The 19,550-nt window shown below is 72.4% G+C and carries 18 protein-coding genes; 8 read left to right on the plus strand and 10 right to left on the minus strand.

Annotated elements, in window-relative coordinates:
• Positions 1-59 precede the first annotated feature (59 nt).
• Genes ACFVT1_RS21780 through ACFVT1_RS21790 form a run of 3 tightly spaced genes read left to right on the plus strand, consistent with a single transcriptional unit; the run spans position 60 to position 5,172 of the window.
• Positions 60-2,513, plus strand: a complete 2,454-nt coding sequence (locus ACFVT1_RS21780) for a DUF4135 domain-containing protein (RefSeq protein WP_389797870.1) — start codon at positions 60-62, stop codon at positions 2,511-2,513.
• Positions 2,510-3,829: a hypothetical protein gene (locus tag ACFVT1_RS21785; protein WP_389797873.1), complete on the plus strand. Its 1,320-nt coding sequence runs from the start codon at positions 2,510-2,512 to the stop codon at positions 3,827-3,829. Before ACFVT1_RS21780 ends, ACFVT1_RS21785 begins: the two co-directional genes overlap by 4 nt.
• Positions 3,826-5,172 (plus strand): JmjC domain-containing protein, encoded by a 1,347-nt coding sequence (locus ACFVT1_RS21790; RefSeq protein WP_389797876.1) that lies wholly within the window; start codon positions 3,826-3,828, stop codon positions 5,170-5,172. The genes ACFVT1_RS21785 and ACFVT1_RS21790 overlap by 4 nt, the downstream gene beginning before the upstream one ends.
• Before the next feature lie 78 nt (positions 5,173-5,250).
• Here ACFVT1_RS21790 and ACFVT1_RS21795 read toward each other — a convergent pair whose 3' ends face one another.
• Entirely contained in the window at positions 5,251-5,727 is a 477-nt protein-coding gene (locus ACFVT1_RS21795; RefSeq protein WP_362196192.1) for a macro domain-containing protein, read from the minus strand.
• 297 nt (positions 5,728-6,024) lie between these two features.
• Between ACFVT1_RS21795 and ACFVT1_RS21800 the strand changes: the two genes are divergently transcribed.
• Positions 6,025-6,756 carry a MerR family transcriptional regulator gene (locus ACFVT1_RS21800; RefSeq protein ID WP_389797879.1) on the plus strand — a complete coding sequence of 244 codons (732 nt, stop codon included), beginning with the start codon at positions 6,025-6,027 and terminating at the stop codon, positions 6,754-6,756.
• A 21-nt stretch (positions 6,757-6,777) separates the two neighbouring features.
• On the opposite strand, the gene ACFVT1_RS21805 is transcribed toward ACFVT1_RS21800, so the two are convergent.
• From ACFVT1_RS21805 to ACFVT1_RS21820, 4 genes are all read right to left on the minus strand, one after another.
• Positions 6,778-8,949: a 3-hydroxyacyl-CoA dehydrogenase NAD-binding domain-containing protein gene (locus ACFVT1_RS21805; RefSeq protein WP_389797881.1), complete on the minus strand. Its 2,172-nt coding sequence runs from the start codon at positions 8,947-8,949 to the stop codon at positions 6,778-6,780.
• Positions 8,950-9,145: 196 nt separating this feature from the next.
• Positions 9,146-10,360, minus strand: a complete 1,215-nt coding sequence (locus ACFVT1_RS21810) for an acetyl-CoA C-acetyltransferase (RefSeq protein WP_389797884.1) — start codon at positions 10,358-10,360, stop codon at positions 9,146-9,148.
• A 36-nt stretch (positions 10,361-10,396) separates the two neighbouring features.
• A complete protein-coding gene (locus ACFVT1_RS21815; protein ID WP_389797886.1) occupies positions 10,397-11,539 on the minus strand; it encodes an acyl-CoA dehydrogenase family protein in 1,143 nt (380 codons plus the stop codon).
• Between the two features lie 161 nt (positions 11,540-11,700).
• Complete coding sequence (locus tag ACFVT1_RS21820) at positions 11,701-12,843, minus strand: CaiB/BaiF CoA transferase family protein (protein ID WP_389797889.1); 1,143 nt, start codon at positions 12,841-12,843, stop codon at positions 11,701-11,703.
• Positions 12,844-13,047: 204 nt separating this feature from the next.
• Between ACFVT1_RS21820 and ACFVT1_RS21825 the strand changes: the two genes are divergently transcribed.
• Entirely contained in the window at positions 13,048-14,238 is a 1,191-nt protein-coding gene (locus ACFVT1_RS21825; RefSeq protein WP_389797891.1) for a saccharopine dehydrogenase family protein, read from the plus strand.
• A 187-nt stretch (positions 14,239-14,425) separates the two neighbouring features.
• Here ACFVT1_RS21825 and ACFVT1_RS21830 read toward each other — a convergent pair whose 3' ends face one another.
• Positions 14,426-14,692, minus strand: coding sequence for a hypothetical protein (locus tag ACFVT1_RS21830; protein ID WP_389797893.1), 267 nt, complete (start codon positions 14,690-14,692; stop codon positions 14,426-14,428).
• Between the two features lie 258 nt (positions 14,693-14,950).
• Between ACFVT1_RS21830 and ACFVT1_RS21835 the strand changes: the two genes are divergently transcribed.
• Positions 14,951-15,943 (plus strand): peptidoglycan-binding protein, encoded by a 993-nt coding sequence (locus ACFVT1_RS21835; RefSeq protein ID WP_389797895.1) that lies wholly within the window; start codon positions 14,951-14,953, stop codon positions 15,941-15,943.
• A 48-nt stretch (positions 15,944-15,991) separates the two neighbouring features.
• Here ACFVT1_RS21835 and mmpA read toward each other — a convergent pair whose 3' ends face one another.
• Together mmpA and ACFVT1_RS21845 are read right to left on the minus strand one after the other, a co-directional pair.
• Positions 15,992-16,135, minus strand: a complete 144-nt coding sequence (gene mmpA, locus ACFVT1_RS21840; protein WP_389797898.1) for a morphogenic membrane protein MmpA — start codon at positions 16,133-16,135, stop codon at positions 15,992-15,994.
• A 49-nt stretch (positions 16,136-16,184) separates the two neighbouring features.
• A complete protein-coding gene (locus ACFVT1_RS21845) occupies positions 16,185-16,862 on the minus strand; it encodes an endonuclease V (RefSeq protein WP_389797901.1) in 678 nt (225 codons plus the stop codon).
• 121 nt (positions 16,863-16,983) lie between these two features.
• Here ACFVT1_RS21845 and ACFVT1_RS21850 point away from each other — a divergent pair, with 121 nt between their 5' ends.
• Positions 16,984-17,283 carry a YciI family protein gene (locus tag ACFVT1_RS21850; protein WP_389797903.1) on the plus strand — a complete coding sequence of 100 codons (300 nt, stop codon included), beginning with the start codon at positions 16,984-16,986 and terminating at the stop codon, positions 17,281-17,283.
• Positions 17,284-17,331: 48 nt separating this feature from the next.
• Here the strand turns inward: ACFVT1_RS21850 and ACFVT1_RS21855 are convergent, their stop codons facing one another.
• Positions 17,332-18,432: a WD40/YVTN/BNR-like repeat-containing protein gene (locus tag ACFVT1_RS21855; RefSeq protein WP_389797906.1), complete on the minus strand. Its 1,101-nt coding sequence runs from the start codon at positions 18,430-18,432 to the stop codon at positions 17,332-17,334.
• Positions 18,433-18,617: 185 nt separating this feature from the next.
• Between ACFVT1_RS21855 and ACFVT1_RS21860 the strand changes: the two genes are divergently transcribed.
• Positions 18,618-19,034, plus strand: coding sequence for an SsgA family sporulation/cell division regulator (locus tag ACFVT1_RS21860; RefSeq protein WP_362196231.1), 417 nt, complete (start codon positions 18,618-18,620; stop codon positions 19,032-19,034).
• A 93-nt stretch (positions 19,035-19,127) separates the two neighbouring features.
• On the opposite strand, the gene ACFVT1_RS21865 is transcribed toward ACFVT1_RS21860, so the two are convergent.
• A complete protein-coding gene (locus ACFVT1_RS21865; protein ID WP_389797908.1) occupies positions 19,128-19,532 on the minus strand; it encodes an ATP-binding protein in 405 nt (134 codons plus the stop codon).
• Positions 19,533-19,550 lie beyond the last annotated feature (18 nt).

Genomic DNA, 19,550 nt, shown 5'->3' on the forward strand with positions numbered 1-19,550 from the left:
ACGTCGTCCGGTCCGCCGGCGGAGTCTCGCGCCGCTCGCCCCCGGAGAACAGACGCCGTATGACGAACGTGCTCTGGCAGGCCGAACCCGTGGCCGCGACACCGGACTCCGCCCGGCAGCTCCCGCCCGCGGCCCGAGAAGTCGTGGACGCGGTCCGCTCCGGCACGGCGGGCGGCCTGTTCCCGCCGATCCTGCGGAACACTCCGGAAGGGGTCCTGGCCCCCGCCCGGCCGCTCGCCGGGGACAGCGACGCCCGGCTGATCGCCCAGGCCCTCACCCAGCCGCGCTTCACGCCGCTGCTCGCTCTCCTCACCGACCTGGACACGTGGTGCCGTGCCGCCCGGCGCCGCCACCGCTCCCACGTCGCACCGGACGTCCTCACGGTCGGCAACGCCGAGCTGTTCGGGCCCCTGATCACCGAAGTCTTCACCGGCTGCGCCGCGGCACCCGGCGCACGACCGCCCGCCGGCCCCTGCGGCGACGGCGGGACCACCGGTATCGCAGACGGTGAGCGGGACGGCCGCGAGCGGCGCTGGGAGCGGCGCGGCCGCCAGTACCTGGACTTCCTCGACCTCTTCCTGCGACGGCTCCGCCGCGACCTGCACTCCTCGTGGTTCGACGACGCGTCCCTGCACCCGCCCCTGGCGGGACTGCGGGCGCACGGCGCCGAGAGCCACAACGGCGGCCAACGGGTGCTGCGCCTGCGGATGGCCGGGGGCGGATGTGTGGCGTACAAGCCACGACCGGCCGGCGGTGAGGCACTGTTTCTCGCCGAAGGCACCCCCGGCACACCGCGATCGGTCTTCGGGCTCCTCAACTCCCTGCCGCCGGCCTCGGGTCCGGTGCAGCTGCCGGTCCTGCGCCATCGCAGCGGACGCGGCCGCGACCGGCACTCCTATTCCTGGCAGGAATGGATCGAGCCCCCCGCGCAGTGGGGCACCCTTCGCCGTTCGCCCCGGCTCCGGCTGCTCGGCACCCGGCTCGGTCCGCGGGAGGCCGCGCGGTTCTGGCACCGGGCCGGTTCCCTCGCCGCCGCCTGCTTCGGCTTCGGGATCGCGGACCTCGGCGAGGGCAATCTGCTGGCCGGCACCCGGCCGGGCGCGACCGCCGCGCTCCTCTACCCCGTCGACCTGGAGATCTTCCTCTCGCCCGTGCGGCGGCTCCACGACACCGGACTGATCGCGGATCCGGACGGCACCGGCCACCATCACCCGGGCATGGAGGACTCCGCCCGCTGGTGCACCGTGGACGGCCCGGCGGCGTACTTCACGTCCGGCGGCGAGGGGGGACTGGAGCTGCATCCCCGGCACACGCCCTGCGCCCGGTCCGACACCCGCAACGTCGTCGCCGAAACCACCGGCCGCACCGGATACGGGCCGCATCTCCCGGCCTTCCTGCGGGGCATGTTCGACGCCTGGACCTTGATGTGCCGGAACCAGCGGCGTCTGAACGAAGTCGTCGCCGACGGCGCCGGACAGCGGTTCGTCCGCGTACTGCCGCACCCGACAGCGGTGTACACCGACGCACTCGACGGCGAACTGCTGACCGGAACGCGCGGTCATGACGGATTCACACCGGCCGAGCGCGAGCAGTTGGAACGCGGCGACGTCCCGTACTTCTTCCGGACCCAGGCCGGGGGCCCACCGCTGTCGATGGAACCGCCGCCGCGGGCGGCCGGCTTCGCCACCGTTCCGGATCCGGGTCCGGCGGCGGGCGACGGGACACCGGCGGCTCTCCCCCCGGAGACCGTACGGCTGGACCTCGCCGGTCTCGGCGTGGCCCTGCGCGACGCCGTGGAGTACGTCTTCGGCCAACTGGGCCCCGGCGATTTCGACGACTCCGCGAGGGGCACCCGGATCCGGCTGACCAGTGCCTGTGAGGGCCGGGTCGCCTTCGACTGGCGCCAGGCAGGCCGCCGGATCACGTACAGCTGGGACCGCACGACCGTGCGGCTGCGGATCGATCCTCTGCGCGTGGCGGCCCGCAACCCGGCGATCGGGAACCGGCTGCTGCGGCTGGACCGGGTGGACGCCGTACTGCGCGAGCGGTGGACGGCCGGCGCATTCACCGACGCCGGGACCGAGGAGCGGCTGCGGAAGATCACCGGCACCGCGATGGCCTGGCTGACGGATGTGATCCGCGAGCACGGCTGGCCGGGCCACGCGCTGGTGGGCGAGCGCGCCGCCGAGGCCGCCTGCCGGCTCGTACAGCACGCCGAGGGCCCCGCCGACCTGCTGCGCGAGTGTCTGGCCCGGATGGAACAGGCAGCCGCCGAGGGCGACATCCCCTGGCGTCACGTGGCCTACACCACCGACGCGATCCGGCTGGGCGAAGGAAGCCCGCAACTGTACGGAACCAAATTCCGGCGAGGGGCGGGAGGACTCGAACCCTGCCCGATCGAAGACCCCGGGGCGGTGGACGAGCGCCGGCGCCGGCTGGGGATGGAGCCGCTGGCCCGCTACGCCGTCCGGCTGCGCCGCCGCTTCCCGGTACCCGTCCCGGAGGATGTATGAACACGACCGTCTGGGACCGCCTCGCCGCGCACCACCGGGAGGGTTCCCCCGCGCGACTGCGGGTGTGGGACGCGAAGACGGGCGAACCCCCCTTCGACAACCGGCTCGTGTACCGGACGATGGCCGCCGCCGCGGCGCCGTTCCGGGCCGGCACGCGCTTCCGGGCCCTGCCCGATGTCCGCTTCCTGGTCGAGGACGGCTGGATCGGGGCGCCCGGTGACCTGCTGCCCGGCCCGGAGGATTCGAGTGCCCAGGAGTACGACCGGCGGCTGGACGCCCGGCTGCCGGACCGGGGCCGGCTGCTCTCCGTGGAGCAGCCATTGCTGCTGGACTTCGGCCTCTGGTCCCGGACCCGCGATCTGATCGCCCCGTTGTGGCAGCGGATCGGCTGTCCGGTTCTGCCGGTGGTCACCGAACTGCTGGCGGGGGGCGGGATCACCGTACCCGCCGACCCGGCTGTCGAGGCCACCCACGCGACGCTCTCCTTCGTGCTGGACGGTGGCCTCACCGCACGTCTGCGAGCGGCCGGCGCGGGCGACGGCGACGTGCGCACCTTCCGCGCGACAGCCGGCGACGTGGTCTACCGCCCGGCCGGCTGCCGCGACGACGTCGGCTATCGGCCGCGCACCCTGGTCCTGCGGCTGCGGATCCCGGTCGACCCCCGGTTGCTGCACCGGGCCGTGGAGGACGTGGTGTCGGGCCTGCTGCAGGAGCACCGGTACGGAGCGGACGACGCCGTGCCGTATCTGCCGTGTCCGCCTCCCCGGGGCCGGCGGGACGCCGCGTCGGACCTGCGACCGCTGGCGGCCACCGCGGTCGCGCTGGGTGCGGAGTGCGCGGGCCCGCGGCTGGAGCGGGTGCTGCGCATCCTCTGGGCTCGGCGGGTCAGCGCCGGCGCGCTCGAACCCGTACCGCCGCCGCGGCAGGGTCCGCCTCCCGAGGCGGGCCTGCGGGTACGGGTCACCGCCCCGGTGCTGCGGATGCCGGACGGCGACGGCTGGGTGTGGGCCGCCAACGGCCATGCCTTCGCCGTGCGCGGGCAGTTGGGAGAACTCCTGCTGGAGCGGCTGCGGGAGGACGCCGCCGGCGCACCGACCGTCGACGAGCTGTGCCGGCGGCTGCCGGTGTCCGCGCACGCCGGGGCGCTGGCGCTGGTGCGGAAGCTGCACGCTCTGCGCGCCGTCGAGCTGACGGACGCGCCGGCGGACGGTCCGCCGAAGGAGCGGGAGGACGCGGTGGAGCGGCCGTCCGCCGTGCGCGAGCCGGCATCGGCGGTCGGCGGATCGCCGCGGCCGGGAAAGGAGCGGACACCATGACCGAGCCGTTGACCGTGGTGAACGGCGGCTTCGACTGGCAGGCCTTCACCGAGCGGCACTGGGACCGGAACCCTGTCCTGTACCGGTCGGTGGCCCCGTCCCCCTTCACCGAACCCGACGTGTTCGCGGCGGCGGCCGCCGCCTGCCGGACCGGCGGCGATCCGGCGGCCGCGCCGCCGCCGAACGCGGGCTTCACCGTCGAAAGGGTGCAGCGGACCCGCCCGGGACCGCTGCTGCCGCGGTTGGCCGACGGCTCCTTCGACGGCTACCGGGAACGGCTGTCCGCGGAGTTGGCCGGACGCCGCCACGCCCTCGTCATCAGCGGCTTCCACGCCTTCGACTTCCCGCTGTGGGCCCGGGAGCGGGAGTTCTACGCAGGGCTGTGGGAGAGAGTCGGACTGCCGCTCACCGGGGCGATCACCACGCTCTTCCACGGCACGTACGAGCACAGCCCGGTCGGCGTCCACAAAGACCGCTTCGCCACCTTCATGTTCGGGCTCAAGGGCCGCAAGCGGATGCGTTTCTGGCGGCACCGCCCCTGGCAGGAGCCGGTGTCCACGGTGCTGGACTACGCCCGCTACCGGGGCAGTTCCTTCGAGGCCGAGGTCGGCCCCGGTGACCTGCTGTACTGGCCGTCGGGCTACTACCACGTCGGGGAGAGCGCCGGCTCCGCGCCCGCCACCAGCGTGAACGTCGGAGTGCCGCGCGAGGAGCACCGGGCCGGATACGAGCTGGAAGATTTGCTGGTCGATCTCGACCCGGCGGGGCTGACCGGCCGCCCGAGCCGCGGCAGCCGCCTGGTGCCCGTCGACGCACCGGTGCTCGCCCCGCCCCTCGGCCCGGACGGGCTGCTGTCCCCCGTGCTGCCCGAGGGGCTGCGGCGTTCGGCGGACGCCTTCCGGCGGTTCGGTGACCCGCGCCTGGTCGGGGACCGTGTCACCACCGTCTCGCTGCGCCGCTGGACGGCCGGCGGCTTCGAACCGGTGCCCGGTCCGGCAGGCCCGCGACGGCTGGCGGACGACGCGGTGGTCGAGGCCGATCCGAGATACCCCGTCCGGTGGGCCCCGCTCGGGACCGCGGACGCCGCGGGCACGATCTGTGCCGCCAACGGTCACGACGTGGCGACCGCCGCGGGCCCCCGTGACCTGCTCCGGCTGCTGGATCCGCTCCTGTCCGGGAAACCGGTCGCCGTGGCCGATCTGCTGGCGGGCTTCCGGCCGGCGGGAACGGACGGGCCCGCGGACGCCGTGCGGCTGCCCGCCGACCGGGAGGGTATGCGGCGGTTGCTGGAGAAGCTGGAGAGCTTCCGCGGCCTGACGCGTCTGACCGGCCCCGGGGGGTGACGGCACACCGTCTCCCCCATGGACGGCGCCTGCCCCGTGAGCGAGCGATCGGCGGTGAAGCGATCGGCGGGCAGCCCCCTACTCGTAGTCGTACACCGTCACCGCCGTCCCCCGGCTCAGCAGCCGCTTCTCTATGAGCGGCTCGATCCTCGACCATGTGCCTCCCGCCAGCCCGCAACCGATCCGCGGCATATGGACCGAAGCCCCCAGCTCTGCGGCCCGGTCGGCCACGGCTCCCAGGGCGGTGTCGATCGCCTCGTAGCGCACCGGTACCCCTTTGCTGCCCGTGCGTATCCCCCGCTGACCCACCATGTTCGCCACCCAGAGGTACGGGCTCACCTGGACGAACTGCGCGGCGCCCAGGGCGAAGTCGTTGCTCGCGCGCTTCCGGTGCCAGTGGCGGTAGGCCGCCTCCGGCTCGGGCCAGCGGCGCGAGACGGCCAGGACGAAGCCCTTGCCCCAGCCGCCCAGGTCGTTGCAGACATGCGCGATCAGCTTGACGCCCTTGCCCTGGGGGGCGGTCGCGTCTCCCCGTACGTACGTGATCCCTGTCATGGCGCCAGCGTAGGAGCCACCACTGACAACGGCGGCCGGACGCCGTCGGTCCCGTCCGCCGTCCTCCCCGTACAACGGGACGGCCAGGGTGAGTTGCCCGGGACCCGCGGGGAGTCGGGAGCGTGGTCACGACCGCCTCCTGCCGCGATCGGCCGGACCGTGCGGGTCCGTATCGCGGCGGGCCTGCGCCGGGATTCCGCCGGACACTTTCACAACAGTGGTGAGACAGCAATACTGTTGCACCTGATCGGTGCAGGCGCGGCGGTTCGCCGCCGGGCCGGAACGCGAGGAGCAGGCATGGCGACCGGGACCGAGGACCCGACGCTCACCGTCGACGAGCTGGCGGCACGCGCCGGGGTGACCGTGCGCACCGTGCGTTTCTACAGCACCCGGGGCCTGCTGCCACCGCCGGTGATCGGGGCGCGTCGCGTCGGGCACTACGGGCACGAGCATCTCTCCCGGCTCGCGCTCATCGAGGAACTTCAGCATCAGGGCATGACGCTGGCCGCGATCGAACGCTATCTGGAGCAGCTGCCGCCGGATCTGAGCGCGCACGACCTGGCGATCCACCGGGCGCTGGTGGCGTCCTGGGCACCGGACACGGCGGAGGACGCGACACGGGCGGAGCTGGAGCGGCGTGCGGGCCGGGCGCTGACCGAGCAGGACATGGCGCGGCTGGCCGCGATGGGCGTGCTGGAGCGCGCGGAGCCGGTCGACGGCTGGTACCGGGTGGATCCGGGGCTGCTGCGGCTCGGGGTCGAGCTGCTCGGCGTACCCATCGCGCACGAGACGATTCTGGCCGCGCGCACGGTTCTGCTGGAGCACTCCCGGTCCGCGGCGCAGGAGCTGACCCGGCTGTTCCGGGACGAGGTGTGGAGTCCTTACCGGGAGCGGGAGTCGGATCCGGAGCACGTGGCGGCCATGAAGTCGCTGTCGGCCCATATGCAGCCGATGGTGCTGCAGGCACTGGTGACCGCCTTCCAGCGGTCGTTGAAGGAGGAGCTGCGGGCCGCGTTCACGGCGGAGTGAGCGCGGCCCGCGGGGTGGGCGTCAGTCGTGGAAGGTCTCGCCCTTCTCGGCCTTCTCCACGAGCAGCGCGGGTGGCAGGAAGCGGTCGCCGTAGCGCTCGGCGAGCTCCCGGGCGCGGGCTACGAAGCCGGGCAGGCCGCCCTCGTAGCCGTTGATGTACTGGAGCACGCCGCCGGTCCACGGCGGGAAGCCGATGCCCATGACGGAGCCGATGTTGGCGTCGGCGACGGAGACCAGGACGTTCTCCTCCAGGCAGCGGACACTGTCCAGCGCCTCGGAGAACAGCATCCGCTCCTTCATGTCGACGAAGGGGATGCCGGTGCCGGGCTTCGCGAAGTGCTCGCGCAGGCCCGGCCAGAGACGGGTGCGCCTGCCGGCTTCGTCGTACTCGTAGAAGCCCGCGCCGCCGCTGCGTCCCGGGCGGCCGAACTCGTCGACCATCCGGTCGATGACCGTGTCCGCCGGGTGTCCGGCCCAGGTGCCGCCGGCCTCCTCGACGGCCCGCCTGGTCTCGTTGCGGATCTTGCGGGGGAGGGTGAGGGTCAACTCGTCCATCAGCGAGAGCACCTTGGCCGGGTAGCCGGACTGCGCCGCGGCCTGTTCGACCGAGGCGGGCTCGGCGCCCTCTCCCACCATGGCGACGCCCTCGTTGATGAACCGGCCGATGACGCGCGAGGTGAAGAAGCCGCGGGAGTCGTTGACGACGATCGGGGTCTTCCTGATCCGGCGGACCAGGTCGAAGGCGCGGGCCAGGGCCTCGTCGCCGGTCTGCTCGCCCTTGATGATCTCGACCAGCGGCATCTTGTCCACGGGCGAGAAGAAGTGCAGCCCGATGAAGTCGGCGGGGCGCGAGACGCCCTCGGCGAGGACGGTGATGGGCAGGGTCGAGGTGTTGGAGCAGAGCAGGGCGTCCGGCTCGATGATGTCCTGGATCTCCTGGAACACCTTGTGCTTGAGCGCGGTGTCCTCGAAGACCGCCTCGATGACGGCATCGCAGCCCGCCAGATCGGCCGGGTCGCCGGTCGGGGTGATGCGGGCCAGCAGTTCGTCGCGCGCCGCCTCGGTGGTGCGGCCCCGGGAGAGCGCCTTGTCGAGGAGGTTCTCGCTGTACGCCTTGCCCTTGGCGGCGGCCTCCGCGGAGATGTCCTTGAGGACCACGTCGATGCCCGCGCGGGCGCAGGAGTACGCGATGCCCGCGCCCATCATCCCGGCGCCGAGGACGGCGACCCTGCGGACCTGGCGCTCCTCGATGCCCTTGGGGCGGCTCGCACCGGAGTTGACCGCCTGGAGGTCGAAGAAGAACGCCTGGATCATGTTCTTCGCGACCTGGCCGGTGACCAGTTCGGTGAAGTAGCGGGCCTCGATGGTCAGCGCGGTCTCGAAGTCGACCTGCGAGCCCTCGACGGCGGCGGCCAGGATGTTGCGCGGCGCGGGCATCGGGGCGCCCGCGATCTGCTTCTTCAGATTGGCCGGGAAGGCGGGCAGGTTGGCGGCGAACTTCGGATGGGCCGGGGTGCCGCCGGGGATCTTGTATCCCTTGACGTCCCAGGGCTGCCGGGACTCGGGGTTCGCGTCGATGAAGGCGCGGGCCTTTTCGAGCATCTCCTCCCGGGTGGCGGCGACCTCGTGGACGAGGCCGTTCTCCAGGGCGCGCACGGGGGTGTACTGGGTGCCCTGGAGGAGGACCTTCAGCAGCGCGTCGGCGATGCCCATGAGGCGTACGGTGCGGGTGACGCCGCCGCCCGCGGGCAGCAGGCCGAGGGTGACCTCAGGCAGGCCGATCCGGGAGCGGGGCGCGTCGAGGGCGACGCGGTGGTGGGAGGCGAGGGCGATCTCGTAGCCGCCGCCGAGCGCCGCGCCGTTGATGGCGGCGACCACGGGGATGCCGAGGGTCTCGATGCGGCGCAGCGAGTTCTTGATGGCGGTGCCGGTGTCGAAGGCCTGCTGGGCGTTCTCGGGACCGACCTTGATCATGTCCTTGAGGTCGCCGCCCGCGAAGAAGGTCTTCTTCGCGGAGGTGTAGATGATGCCGCGGATGGAGTCCTTCTCGGCCTCGGCCCGGTCGGCGACGGCCGCGATGGAGTCCTTGAATGCCTGGTTCATCGTGTTGGCGGACTGGCCGGGGTCGTCGAGTACGAGGGTGACGACGCCGGTCTCGTCCTGTTCCCAGCGGATGGTCGTGCTCTCGGTCATTGCTCTTCTTCTCTGTAAGTGAGGGGCCGGCGGTGGGTGGCGTGGGTGAAGGAGCGGGGCCGGGGTGCGTGGATCGCAAGGCGGAGGACCGATCCGTGGCGGAGCCGTGGTGAGGGACGACAACGCCGCGAGGCGCGCCCCGGTCCTGCGACGCCACGCCACCCGCCGCCGGCCCCTCCCGGGGGCCGGGGGACGGTCAGAGGCGCTCGATGACGGTGGCGATGCCCATGCCGCCGCCGACGCAGAGGGTGGCGAGGCCGTACCGCTTGTCCCGGCGTTCCAGTTCGTCGATGAGCGTGCCGAGGATCATCGCTCCGGTGGCGCCGAGCGGGTGGCCGAGCGCGATGGCGCCGCCGTTGACATTGATCTTGTCGAGGGAGAGCTCCATGTCCCTGGCGAAGCGCAGCACGACTCCGGCGAACGCCTCGTTGATCTCGACGAGGTCGATGTCGTCGATGGTCAGCCCGGCCTTGGCGAGGGCCTTGCGGGTGGCGGGCGCGGGGCCGGTCAGCATGATGGTGGGTTCGGAGCCGGAGACGGCGGCGGAGACGATCCGGGCGCGCGGCGTGAGTCCGTACCTCTCGCCGATCTCCTGGTTGCCGATCGCGACGAGCGCGGCGCCGTCGACGATGCCGGAGGAGTTGCCCGCGTGGTGGACGTGGTCGATCTTCTCGACCCAGTGGTACTTCTGCAGCGCCACCGCGTCGAAGCCGCCCATCTCGCCGATCGCGGCGAAGGACGGCTTGAGGGCGGCGAGCGTGTCGGCGGTGGTGCCGGGCCGCAGATGCTCGTCGCGGTCGAGGACGACGAGGCCGTTGCGGTCCTTGACCGGGACGACGGAACGCGCGAAGCGGCCTTCCTTCCACGCTTCGGCCGCGCGCTCCTGGGAGAGCGCGGCGAACTCGTCGACATCGCGGCGGGAGAAGCCCTCGATGGTGGCGATCAGGTCGGCGCCGATGCCCTGCGGGGCGAAGCCGGTGTCGAAGTTGGTCATCGGGTCCATCGCCCAGGCGCCGCCGTCGGAGCCCATCGGGACGCGGGACATCGACTCGACGCCGCCCGCGAGGACGAGGTCCTCCCAGCCCGAACGGACCTTGGCGGCGGCCAGGTTGACGGCTTCCAGGCCCGAGGCACAGAAGCGGTTCTCCTGGACACCCGCGACGGAGTCCGGGAGGCCGGCCGCGATGGCGGCGATCCGGGCGATGTCGGAACCCTGGTCGCCGAGCGGGCTGACCACGCCGAGGACGATGTCGTCGACGGCCGCCGGGTCCAGGCCGGGGAAGCGCCTGCGGATCTCGTGGATGAGGCCGACGACGAGGTCGATCGGCTTGGTGCCGTGCAGGGCGCCATTGGCCTTGCCGCGGCCGCGCGGGGTGCGGATCGCGTCGTAGACAAACGCTTCGGTACTCAAGTCAGCAGCCTTTCGAGGGTGGTTGTGCGACAGGGGTCAGGCGAGCAGCGAGCGGCCGATGATCTCCTTCATGATCTCGGTCGTGCCGCCGTAGATGGTCTGAATACGGCCGTCGGTGAATGCCTTGGCCACCGGGTATTCCGCCATGTAGCCGTATCCGCCGTGGAGTTGGAGGCAGCGGTCGGCGACGCGCTTCTGCAGTTCGGTGGCCCACCACTTGGCCATCGAGGCGTGTACGGCGTCGGTCTTCCCGTCGCAGTGGTCGGCGATGCAGCGGTCGATGAAGGTGCGGGTGACGGTGCACTCGGTGGCCATCTCCGCGATCTCGAACCGGATGTGCTGGAGCTTGGAGAGCGGACGCCCGAACGCCTCGCGCTCCTTGACGTAACTCGTGGTGATCTCCAGCAGATGTTCGGCGGCGGCGATGCCCGCGACCGCTATGCCCAGGCGTTCCTGCGCGAGATTGGTCATCAGATGGACGAAGGCGCCGTCCCGCTCGCCGAGCAGGTTCTCCTTGGGGACGCGGACGTCGTCGAAGAACAGCTCGGCGGTGTCCTGGGACTTCTGCCCGATCTTGTCGAGGTTGCGGCCCCGTTCGAAACCCTCCGCGCCGCGTTCGACGACGATCAGCGAGAGCCCCTTGGCGCCGCCCTCCGGGGTGGTCCTGGCGACCACGACCACCAGGTCGGCGAGGATGCCGTTGGAGATGAACGTCTTGGAGCCGTTGAGCAGCCAGTGGTCGCCCCTGTCCTCGGCGGTGGTGCGGATGCCCTGGAGGTCGGAGCCGGCGCCGGGTTCGGTCATGGCGATGGCGGTGATGGTCTCGCCACTGCAGAAGCCGGGCAGCCAGCGCCGCTTCTGCTCCTCGATGCCGAGGCCGGTGAGGTAGGGGCCGATGACGTCGTTGTGCAGCCCGATGGCCAGTCCGGGGGCACCGGCCCGGGTGAACTCCTCGGCGAGGACGGCGCTGTAGCGGTAGTCGGTGGTGCCGCCGCCCCCGTACTCCTCGGGTACGGCGAGGCCGAGCAGCCCCTGTCGGCCCGCGGCGAGCCACGCCTCGCGGGAGACGATGCCGTCCTTCTCCCACTGCTCGTAGGTGGGGACGACCTCCTTGGTGAGGAAGGTGCGGACGGTCTCTCGGAACGCGTCGTGCTCTGCTGTGAAGATCTGCCGCTGCACTGCGGGGCCTCCTGGAGCCGGTTCTTGGCGTCGGGTCCCTCGCCGGTCCGGGCGACGAGGGCGGGGGGCGGGAGTTCGCGTCGGGGCCGGCCGCACGGTCGCGGCCCGGTCGCACGCCGCGCGCGGGTCGCCCGCGCGGCCCGGCGGCGGGGAGGGTCCCCTCAGTCGGCGGGGTCCTTCCCGGGCCCCGCGATGCCGGGAACGCCCCAGTCGGCGGCGACGGCCTCGGTGTCCGCGCCGGGCCGCGCCGGCCCGCTGCGTACGGAGACGGGAGTGGCGGAGAAGCGGGGCGCGGGGGCCGGCTGGGTGAGTCCGCCGTGCTCGACGAAGGTGGCGCGGGCGGCGATGTGCGGATGGCGGGGCGCCTCACGGAGCGAGAGGACAGGGGCGACGCAGGCGTCCGTGCCCTCGAACACCTCGGTCCATTCCGCGCGCGTACGGGTCCTGAACCGGTCGGCGACGACCCTGCGCAGCTCCTCCCAGCGGGCGATGTCCCCCCGGTCCGGTGCTTGGTCCTCGATGCCGAGGAGGGTGCTGAACTCGTCGTAGAACCGCTGCTCCAGCGGGCCGACCGCCATGTACTGGCCGTCGGCGGTCTCGTACGAGCCGTAGAACGGGCAGCCACCGTCCAGGAGGTTGGAGCCGCGCCGGTCCTGCCAGCCGCCTGCCGCCAGCATTCCGTGGATCATCGTGGCGAGATGGGCGGCGCCGTCGACGATCGCCGCGTCCACGACCTGGCCCCGGCCGCCGGGGGTGCGGGCGTGCTGAAGGGCGGCGAGGACACCGACAACGAGGTAGAGCGAGCCGCCCGCGTAGTCGCCGACCAGATTGGCCGGTACGGTGGGCGGCTCTCCCGGCCTGCCGATCATGGAGAGAGTGCCGGTGAGGGCGATGTAGGCGATGTCGTGGCCGGCTCGTTCGGCGAGCGGTCCGTCCTGGCCCCAGCCGGTCATCCGTCCGTAGACGAGCCGCGGATTGCGGGCCAGCGCGGCCTCGGGGCCGACGCCGAGGCGTTCGGCGACTCCCGGCCGGTAGCCCTCGATCAGGATGTCGGCGCGCTCGGCCAGATCGAGCACCTTGGCGGCCCCGTCCGCGGCCTTGAGGTCGATGAGCACGGAGCGTTTGTTGCGATTGGTGAGGTCGTACGCGGGGTCGATGCCGAGCCCCGAGCCTCCGGGCCGGTCGACCCTGACGACGTCGGCGCCGAGGTCCGCGAGGAGCATCGCCGCGAAGGGACCGGGTCCGATGCCTGCCAGTTCGACCACGCGCACGCCTGCCAGCGGGCCGTGCTCCGTCGTTGCCATCAAGCCCCCAGCGGTATGACACAACTGATGTAACATCGATGATGCTAAGAACGCACCGCACTCCGCACAACCCCTTTGGCCGAGCAAGCGCTTAGTTCCTTCTCCGGGATCCTCCCCCACGAGCGCCGCCCGGCCGCACACCGCCACGAATCCCTCCGCTACCCTCTGCCTGCGGCATCGCCACCGGCCCCTGTGGAGGCACTCGTGAACAGGCAGAACCGGGCGCAACGCCCCTATGACGTCGTCCTCTTCGGTGCCACCGGCTTCGCGGGCGCCCTCACCGCCGCATACCTCGCCGCCCACGCACCGGCCGGCTGCCGCTGGGCCGTGGCCGGACGCAACCGGGCCAAACTGGAACAGCTGCGCGAACGCCTCACCGCGATCGAACCGCGCTGCGCGGATCTCCCGCTGCTGCATGCCGATGCCGACGACGCGCACTCGCTGCGCGAACTCGCCGAATCCACCCACGTGGTGGCCACGACGGTGGGCCCCTACCTCTGGTACGGCGAGCGGCTGGTCGCGGCGTGCGCCGAGGCCGGGACGGACTACGCGGACCTCACCGGCGAGGCGGAGTTCGTCGACCGGATGTATCTGGCGCACGACGCGCGGGCCCGCGAGACCGGGGCGCGGCTCGTACACGCCTGCGGTTTCGACTCCGTGCCGCACGACCTCGGGGTGTACTTCACCGTCCGGCAGCTGCCGCAGGACGTGCCCCTGCGCATCGACGGGTTCGTCCGCAGCAACGCCGTCTTCTCCGGCGGCACGTTCGCCTCCGCGCTCATCGCGATGGGCCGCGGCCCTCACCTGCTGCGCGCCGCGCGGGAACGCCGCCTGCACGCACCCCGGCTGGTCGCCCGCCGCGCCCGCGCCCGCCTCGGCGCCCCGCACTTCAGTACGGAGACCGGCACCTGGGCGCTGCCGCTGCCGACACTGGACCCGCAGGTCGTCGAGCGCTCGGCCCAGGTTCTTGCCCGGTACGGGCCCGACTTCCGCTACCGGCACTTCGCCTCGGTGCGGCATCTGCCCATGGCGCTGGGGGGCACGGCCGCCGTCGGCGCCCTCCTCGGTGCCGCCCAGATACCGGCGGCACGGTCCTGGCTGATGGACCGGTACGAGCCGGGCGAGGGCCCGGACGCGGAACGCCGTCGGCGCAGCTGGTTCACCGTGCGGTTCGTCGGCGAGGGCGGCGGGCGACGGGTCTTCACCGAGGTGTCGGGCGGTGACCCCGGCTACGACGAAACGGCGAAGATGCTGGCCGAGTCCGCGCTCTGCCTCGCCCTGGACGAGCTGCCGTCCACATCGGGGCAGATCACCCCGGCCGTCGCGATGGGGGACGCGCTCCTGGAGCGGCTGCGCGCGGCGGGGCTGCGCTTCCGGGTCGCGGCAACTCGCTGAGCGGACCGGCGCCGGGCGGCACGGGCGGTACAGGCGATACGGGCGGCCGACGGTCCGAGCACGCCCGAACGGGCTGCGGTACGGGCGGGAGCCATGGTGGCGGCCGAACGCCCCGGGATCGGCAGGGCGGTGTCCGGCCGCCCCGGGTGGGGCGGCCGGACAGCTGTTCTTCTCCCGCGGGCCGGGGTCAGCGGGACCAGCCGTCCTTGCGGGAGACCCCTTCCGTGGCCTTGAGGAAGGCGAAGCTGTTCGAGGCGGCCACACGGTTCCAGTCGATCGCCGTCTCCCGCTGCTCCCCCTTCGCCTCGTGGTTGTCATGGCTGGTGTCCACACCGCCGACCCCGTACGACGAGGGCGGCGCTGCCTCGGCGATCAGCCCCAGCGCGACCAGGGCTGCTCCCACGACGGTGCCGGTCAGGGCCACGCACACTCGTACGGGTGATGTCTGAGGCATATTCAGGGTCTCCTTGTTCCATGGGCGAGAAGGCCGCGGGCGTTCCCGTCCGCCGCGAATACGCAGGCAGGAGCACCCCCTGGAAGGGGCGGAAGCGGGGTGGGTTCACGGGGCCCGACAGGCCGGCCGCCCCTGAACTGTGCGGCACGGAACGGGGCTTTCACTACGATCTGCGTCCCGCAGGTCGATGCGCCTATGCACCACCACGATGCACGGTTCTGACCTGCGGCTATGCACACAGCAAGCCGGGGAGCAACGATGACGGACAGCAATATGGCCGACCACGAGGAACATCCGGGGCGAGCTCTCGCCGAATTACTGAGGAACTGGTGGGAATCGTCCGCGCGCGACGGCCGCGAGAAACCCACCCAGCAGTCCCTCGCCAAGCGGCTGGGGGTCGACCAGACCACCCTGTCGCGCTATCTGAATCCCGCTCACGCGTCCAACGCTCCGCGCAGGATCGTCGAGCAGCTGCATTCGGCGCTGCGGGCGCCCACCGACGACCTGGTCCGGGCGCGCGCCCTGGCCGACGCCGCGGCCGGGGCCCCGCCGGCCAGGAAACGCCCCACGCCACCGCCCGGACCGACGCCCGCCGCGCCCGGACCGGTGGAGACGGTCACCGGCACGCCCGCGTCCGCCGGCCCGGCCGCGGAGCGCAAACCGGCGGCCCGGCTGCGGGACCGCTCCCCCGTCGCGTTCCCCACCCTGGCCGTGTCGGCGTTCCTCCTCCTCGTCCTCGGCGGCCTCGCGTGGTGGATGGTTCCGACCACGGGGCAGAGCGATGCCAAGACCACCGCGCAGGTGTCGGACCGTCCGTCGGAGGGCACCGAGTGGCCGCTGGCGCGCAAGGGCAATGTGCTCTGGAAGGCCCGTACCGTGCAGCATCTGCTCCGGGCGAACGGCTTCGACGTGAAGGTCGACGCCGACTACGGACCGGCCACGGCGGAGGCGGTGAAGAAGTTCCAGACCGCTCACGGCCTCACGGCCGACGGCAAGGTCGGGAAGGACACCTGGCCCCTGCTGATCGTGGCGGTCGACTCGCGTACGCCGAGGCCCGAGGCCGTCACGGCCGTGCAGTACCTGCTTCACCACGCCGGAGTGCCGACCGACAGCACCGGCACGTACACCCTTTCGACCATGCGGTCGCTCAAGGAGTTCCAGGCGTCCCGGCATCTGCCCGTGACGGGCGTCGGGGACGAGGCCACCTGGCGCGCCCTGCTCAACGCGCAGGGTCCGGACCAGCACGAGTAGCCGCGGCGGCGGAGCCGCGCGCTCTGCCGGGCCGGAGCGCCCAGGGGGTCAGAGTGCCCAGGCCACCAGCGTGCAGATCATCGAGACCACCCAGGCCGCTCCCGCCAGAATGCCGAGCGTCATCCCCACCGCGACCCGGCGCTGGGCGAGATAGACGGTTCCTGGTCGCGTGGACGTTCGATGTTTGGTCATGTGTACCAGTCTGCCCGTCATGATCGGCGGGCGTCATCCGTACAGGTACTCAGACGGTCGCTTCCCGCAGGGCTCGGCGGCAGAGCGCGTCGGCCCTGCGCGTGGTTTCCGGCTGGCGGAAATCGCGGGCCAGCAGCAGGGTGTGGGCGCAGGCGTTGTCCAGGCCGGTCCGATGTCCGACGGAGACGAAGACCGGCTTGACGCCGTCCTGGGTACGCAGCGCCCGGCCCACCTCCTCCTCGCCGTCGAGCAGCGGAGACCAGTCGCCCCGGCGGGGGCCCGGCTGCTCGTAGGAGAAGGTGAACGGGTTCTTGGCGACACCGATCACCGGGAGCCCGGTGAGCACCCCGAGGTGGCTGGCGAGGCCGAAACGACGTGGGTGGGCCAGGCCGTATCCGTCGCAGATCACCAGTCCGGGATCGACCGGCAGGGCCTCCAACGCGGACAGCACCGTCGGAATCTCCCGGAAGGCGAGGAGACCGGGGACGTACGGGAAGGTGATCCGGCCGACGGCGGTGGCCTCGGCGACCACGTCGAGCGTCGTCCCGTCCAGCACGACCGCTGCCGCCACGACGACGTCGCGCTCGTCGTCGTAGGCCACGTCGACCCCCGTGACCCGGCCGGTGCCCGGCGGCGGCCCGGGTTCGTCGAGCACCACCCGGGAGCGCAAGGTGTCCTGAACGGCTCGGGCTTCGGCCTCGTCGGCGGGCATCGGGAGCGTTGTCATAGTGCCGTCAAGCCTAATCCCGCAGGAAGCGGGTACGACGGCCGGCCCGGCAGCGGGGACGGCCGCGGGACGTGCGGATACGGCCCGGGCCGGCTCGGCCCCGTCCCGTAGCCTGGCGATCATGTTCGTACTCGAGTTGACCTACACCGCACCCGTCGAGCGCGTCGACGCGCTGATGCGGGACCATGTCGCCTGGCTGGACAGGCAGTACGCGGCCGGGGTGTTCATCGCCTCGGGCCGCAAGAATCCGCGCGACGGCGGGGTGGTCCTCGCCGTCGGGGGCGACCGCGCGCAGATCGAGCGGATCGTGGCGGAGGATCCGTTCACGGAACACGGCGTGTGCGCGTACCGGATCACGGAGTTCATCGCGACGAAGACCTCGGACGAACTCGCCCCGTACCGCGAGCAGTTGCCCGGGTAGCGGTCACGCGTACCCGGGCCCTGCGCCTCGATCGACCGCCCGGCCCGCTCAGAAGCCCGCGCGCGCCACGCGTCCGCTCTCGCCCGCCGCCCAGCAGCCGCCGTCCGGTGTGCAGTCGACGGTGTCGTACGACCCCGTGTCCACCGTGCGCCAGGTGCGGCCGCCGTCGGTGGTGAGGTCCGTGCCGGTCGGGCCGACAGCGAGCGCGCCCGACCTGCTGTGCGGCAGCCAGGCGACGCCCGAGCGATAGGCGGTCGGCGGGTTGGCGGACCGCTGCCAGCTGCGGCCCGCGTCGTCCGTCACCGCTGCGGCGTTCGGCGACGGCAGGCCGGCCCGGTAGTCGCCGCCGACGGCGATGCCGTGGCGACGGTCGCGGAAGGCCAGACCGAAGACGCCGCGCGCCGGGTCGCCGGCCGGGATCGTCATAGCGGTCGCGGTCCAGGTCAGCCCGCGGTCGGCGGAGTGCAGCACCCGTGCGGTGGCAGCGCCTCCGGTCGCCAGCCAGACGTCCTTGGAACCCGATGCGACCAGGCACTGGCCGCTGGCGGCGAATCCCCCGTCACCGGCCTGGGCATCCGGCATGCCCGCGGCGGGCAGCACCCGCCAGCTGCGGCCACCGTCCGCGGTCGACAGAATGCGGTACTTCCCGTCGACGGGATCGCTCATCGCGAGCCCGTGCCGGCTGTCGAAGAAGGTGAGGCAGTCGTAGAAGGCGCGGGCGTCGGTGTTGCGGAACGACTCCGTCCAGGTCCCGCCCCCGTCGGCCGTGCGGAAGACTCTGGACGCCTCGCCCTCCCCAACGGCCAGGGCCACCGCGCGCCGGCCGTCGAATGCCTCGATGTCGCGGAACTCCAGCCCCTCCTGAGCCGCGCCGGGAGGCGACACATCGCGCCAGTGGCGGCCGCCGTCAGAGGTGCGCAGCACGGTCCCCCCGGAGCCCGCGACCCAGGCGGTGCGACGGCTGACGGCGGCAAGGCCGCGAAAACGGGCGTCGGTTCCTGTCCCGGTGAGCGTCCAGACCGGCCGTTCGCCGGGCCGGTGCCGCTCCCCCGGTGCCGCCGCGGCTGCCGGTGTGGCCAGTGTCGCGGTCAGCGCCGCCACACAGAGCCCCCATGACATCAATCGTCTCATCTTTCCCATGGCTCTCATGGCGCTGGAAGCTAGCCCACCCGCCGCGCTCCGTCCAGGGTGTACTGATCTTGCAGCGGGCACACGATCGGTGCGGCGGCGTGCGGTGATGCACCTCACGCCCCTCCCCGGTGCACGGATGAGGGAGTTCCGTCGTCTTCCTCAGTGCCGGGAACCGTTCGTCTGGCCGAGAAAGGGAGCAGGTCTTGTCCACCGATATCGAGCAGTCCGTGCAGGCCCGCATGGTCGCCTCCGCGCCGCGGATGGAAACCCTTCCTGCCACCCTGCAGTACGACCGGAGGGATCCGTTCGCCGTGCGCATGGCGTTCCCCGCGACGGCGACCCTGGAAGGCACCGATGTGTCCTGGGAGTTCTCCCGCGAACTGCTCGCGGCGGGAGTGGAGGGAGCCGCCGGTGTCGGCGACGTGCGCATCAGGCCGTTCGGCTACAACCGTACGGTCCTGGAGTTCCATGCCACCGAGGGAATCGCGATGGTGCATGTCCGCACCGCGGAGTTGCGCCGCTTCCTGGAGCGGGCGCAGGAACTGGTGCCGGCCGGCGACGAGCACCGGTTCCTGGATCTCGACCGGAGCCTGACCGATCTGCTCGGCGGGGCCTGCTGACCGGGCGTCAGGCGGAGGCGTATGTTCGTGGTCGCACCACGGCCGCGGAGAGACGCGCGGGGGTGCGAGCGCCGCGGGACGGTCCGTGGCGGGTCACCGGTGGAGTAAGGCCCAGGCCTTGCAGCCGCCGGACGGGGTGAGCGCGGGGGTCAGCCCCCAGTCCCCGCCGTACGAATCGACCGTGGCCGCCAGCAGCCACATGCTCTCGCTGCGGCGCTCACGGCATTCCTCGGACTTCGCGGCCGAACCGTGCGACGGGTGCTGGTCGTAGAGGATGATGCGCAGCGCGTCGAACTGCCAGTGGACCCGCAGCAGCATTTCCCGGTCCGGGGTGAACCGGTAGGCGGACGCGACGAGTTCGGAGGCGGCGAGGACGGCCGGTTCACGGAGTTCCGCGAGACCGTGCCGGGTGAGGAGTTCCGCCACGGCGCTGCGTGCGAGGCCGGCGCAGAAGGCGCCGCCCGGCAGCGCGAACGAGTAACTGAGGTTGTCCGCCACCGGCGGGTGGGGTCCGGC

The organism is Streptomyces sp. NPDC057963, assembly GCF_042887155.1.
Taxonomy (GTDB): domain Bacteria; phylum Actinomycetota; class Actinomycetes; order Streptomycetales; family Streptomycetaceae; genus Streptomyces.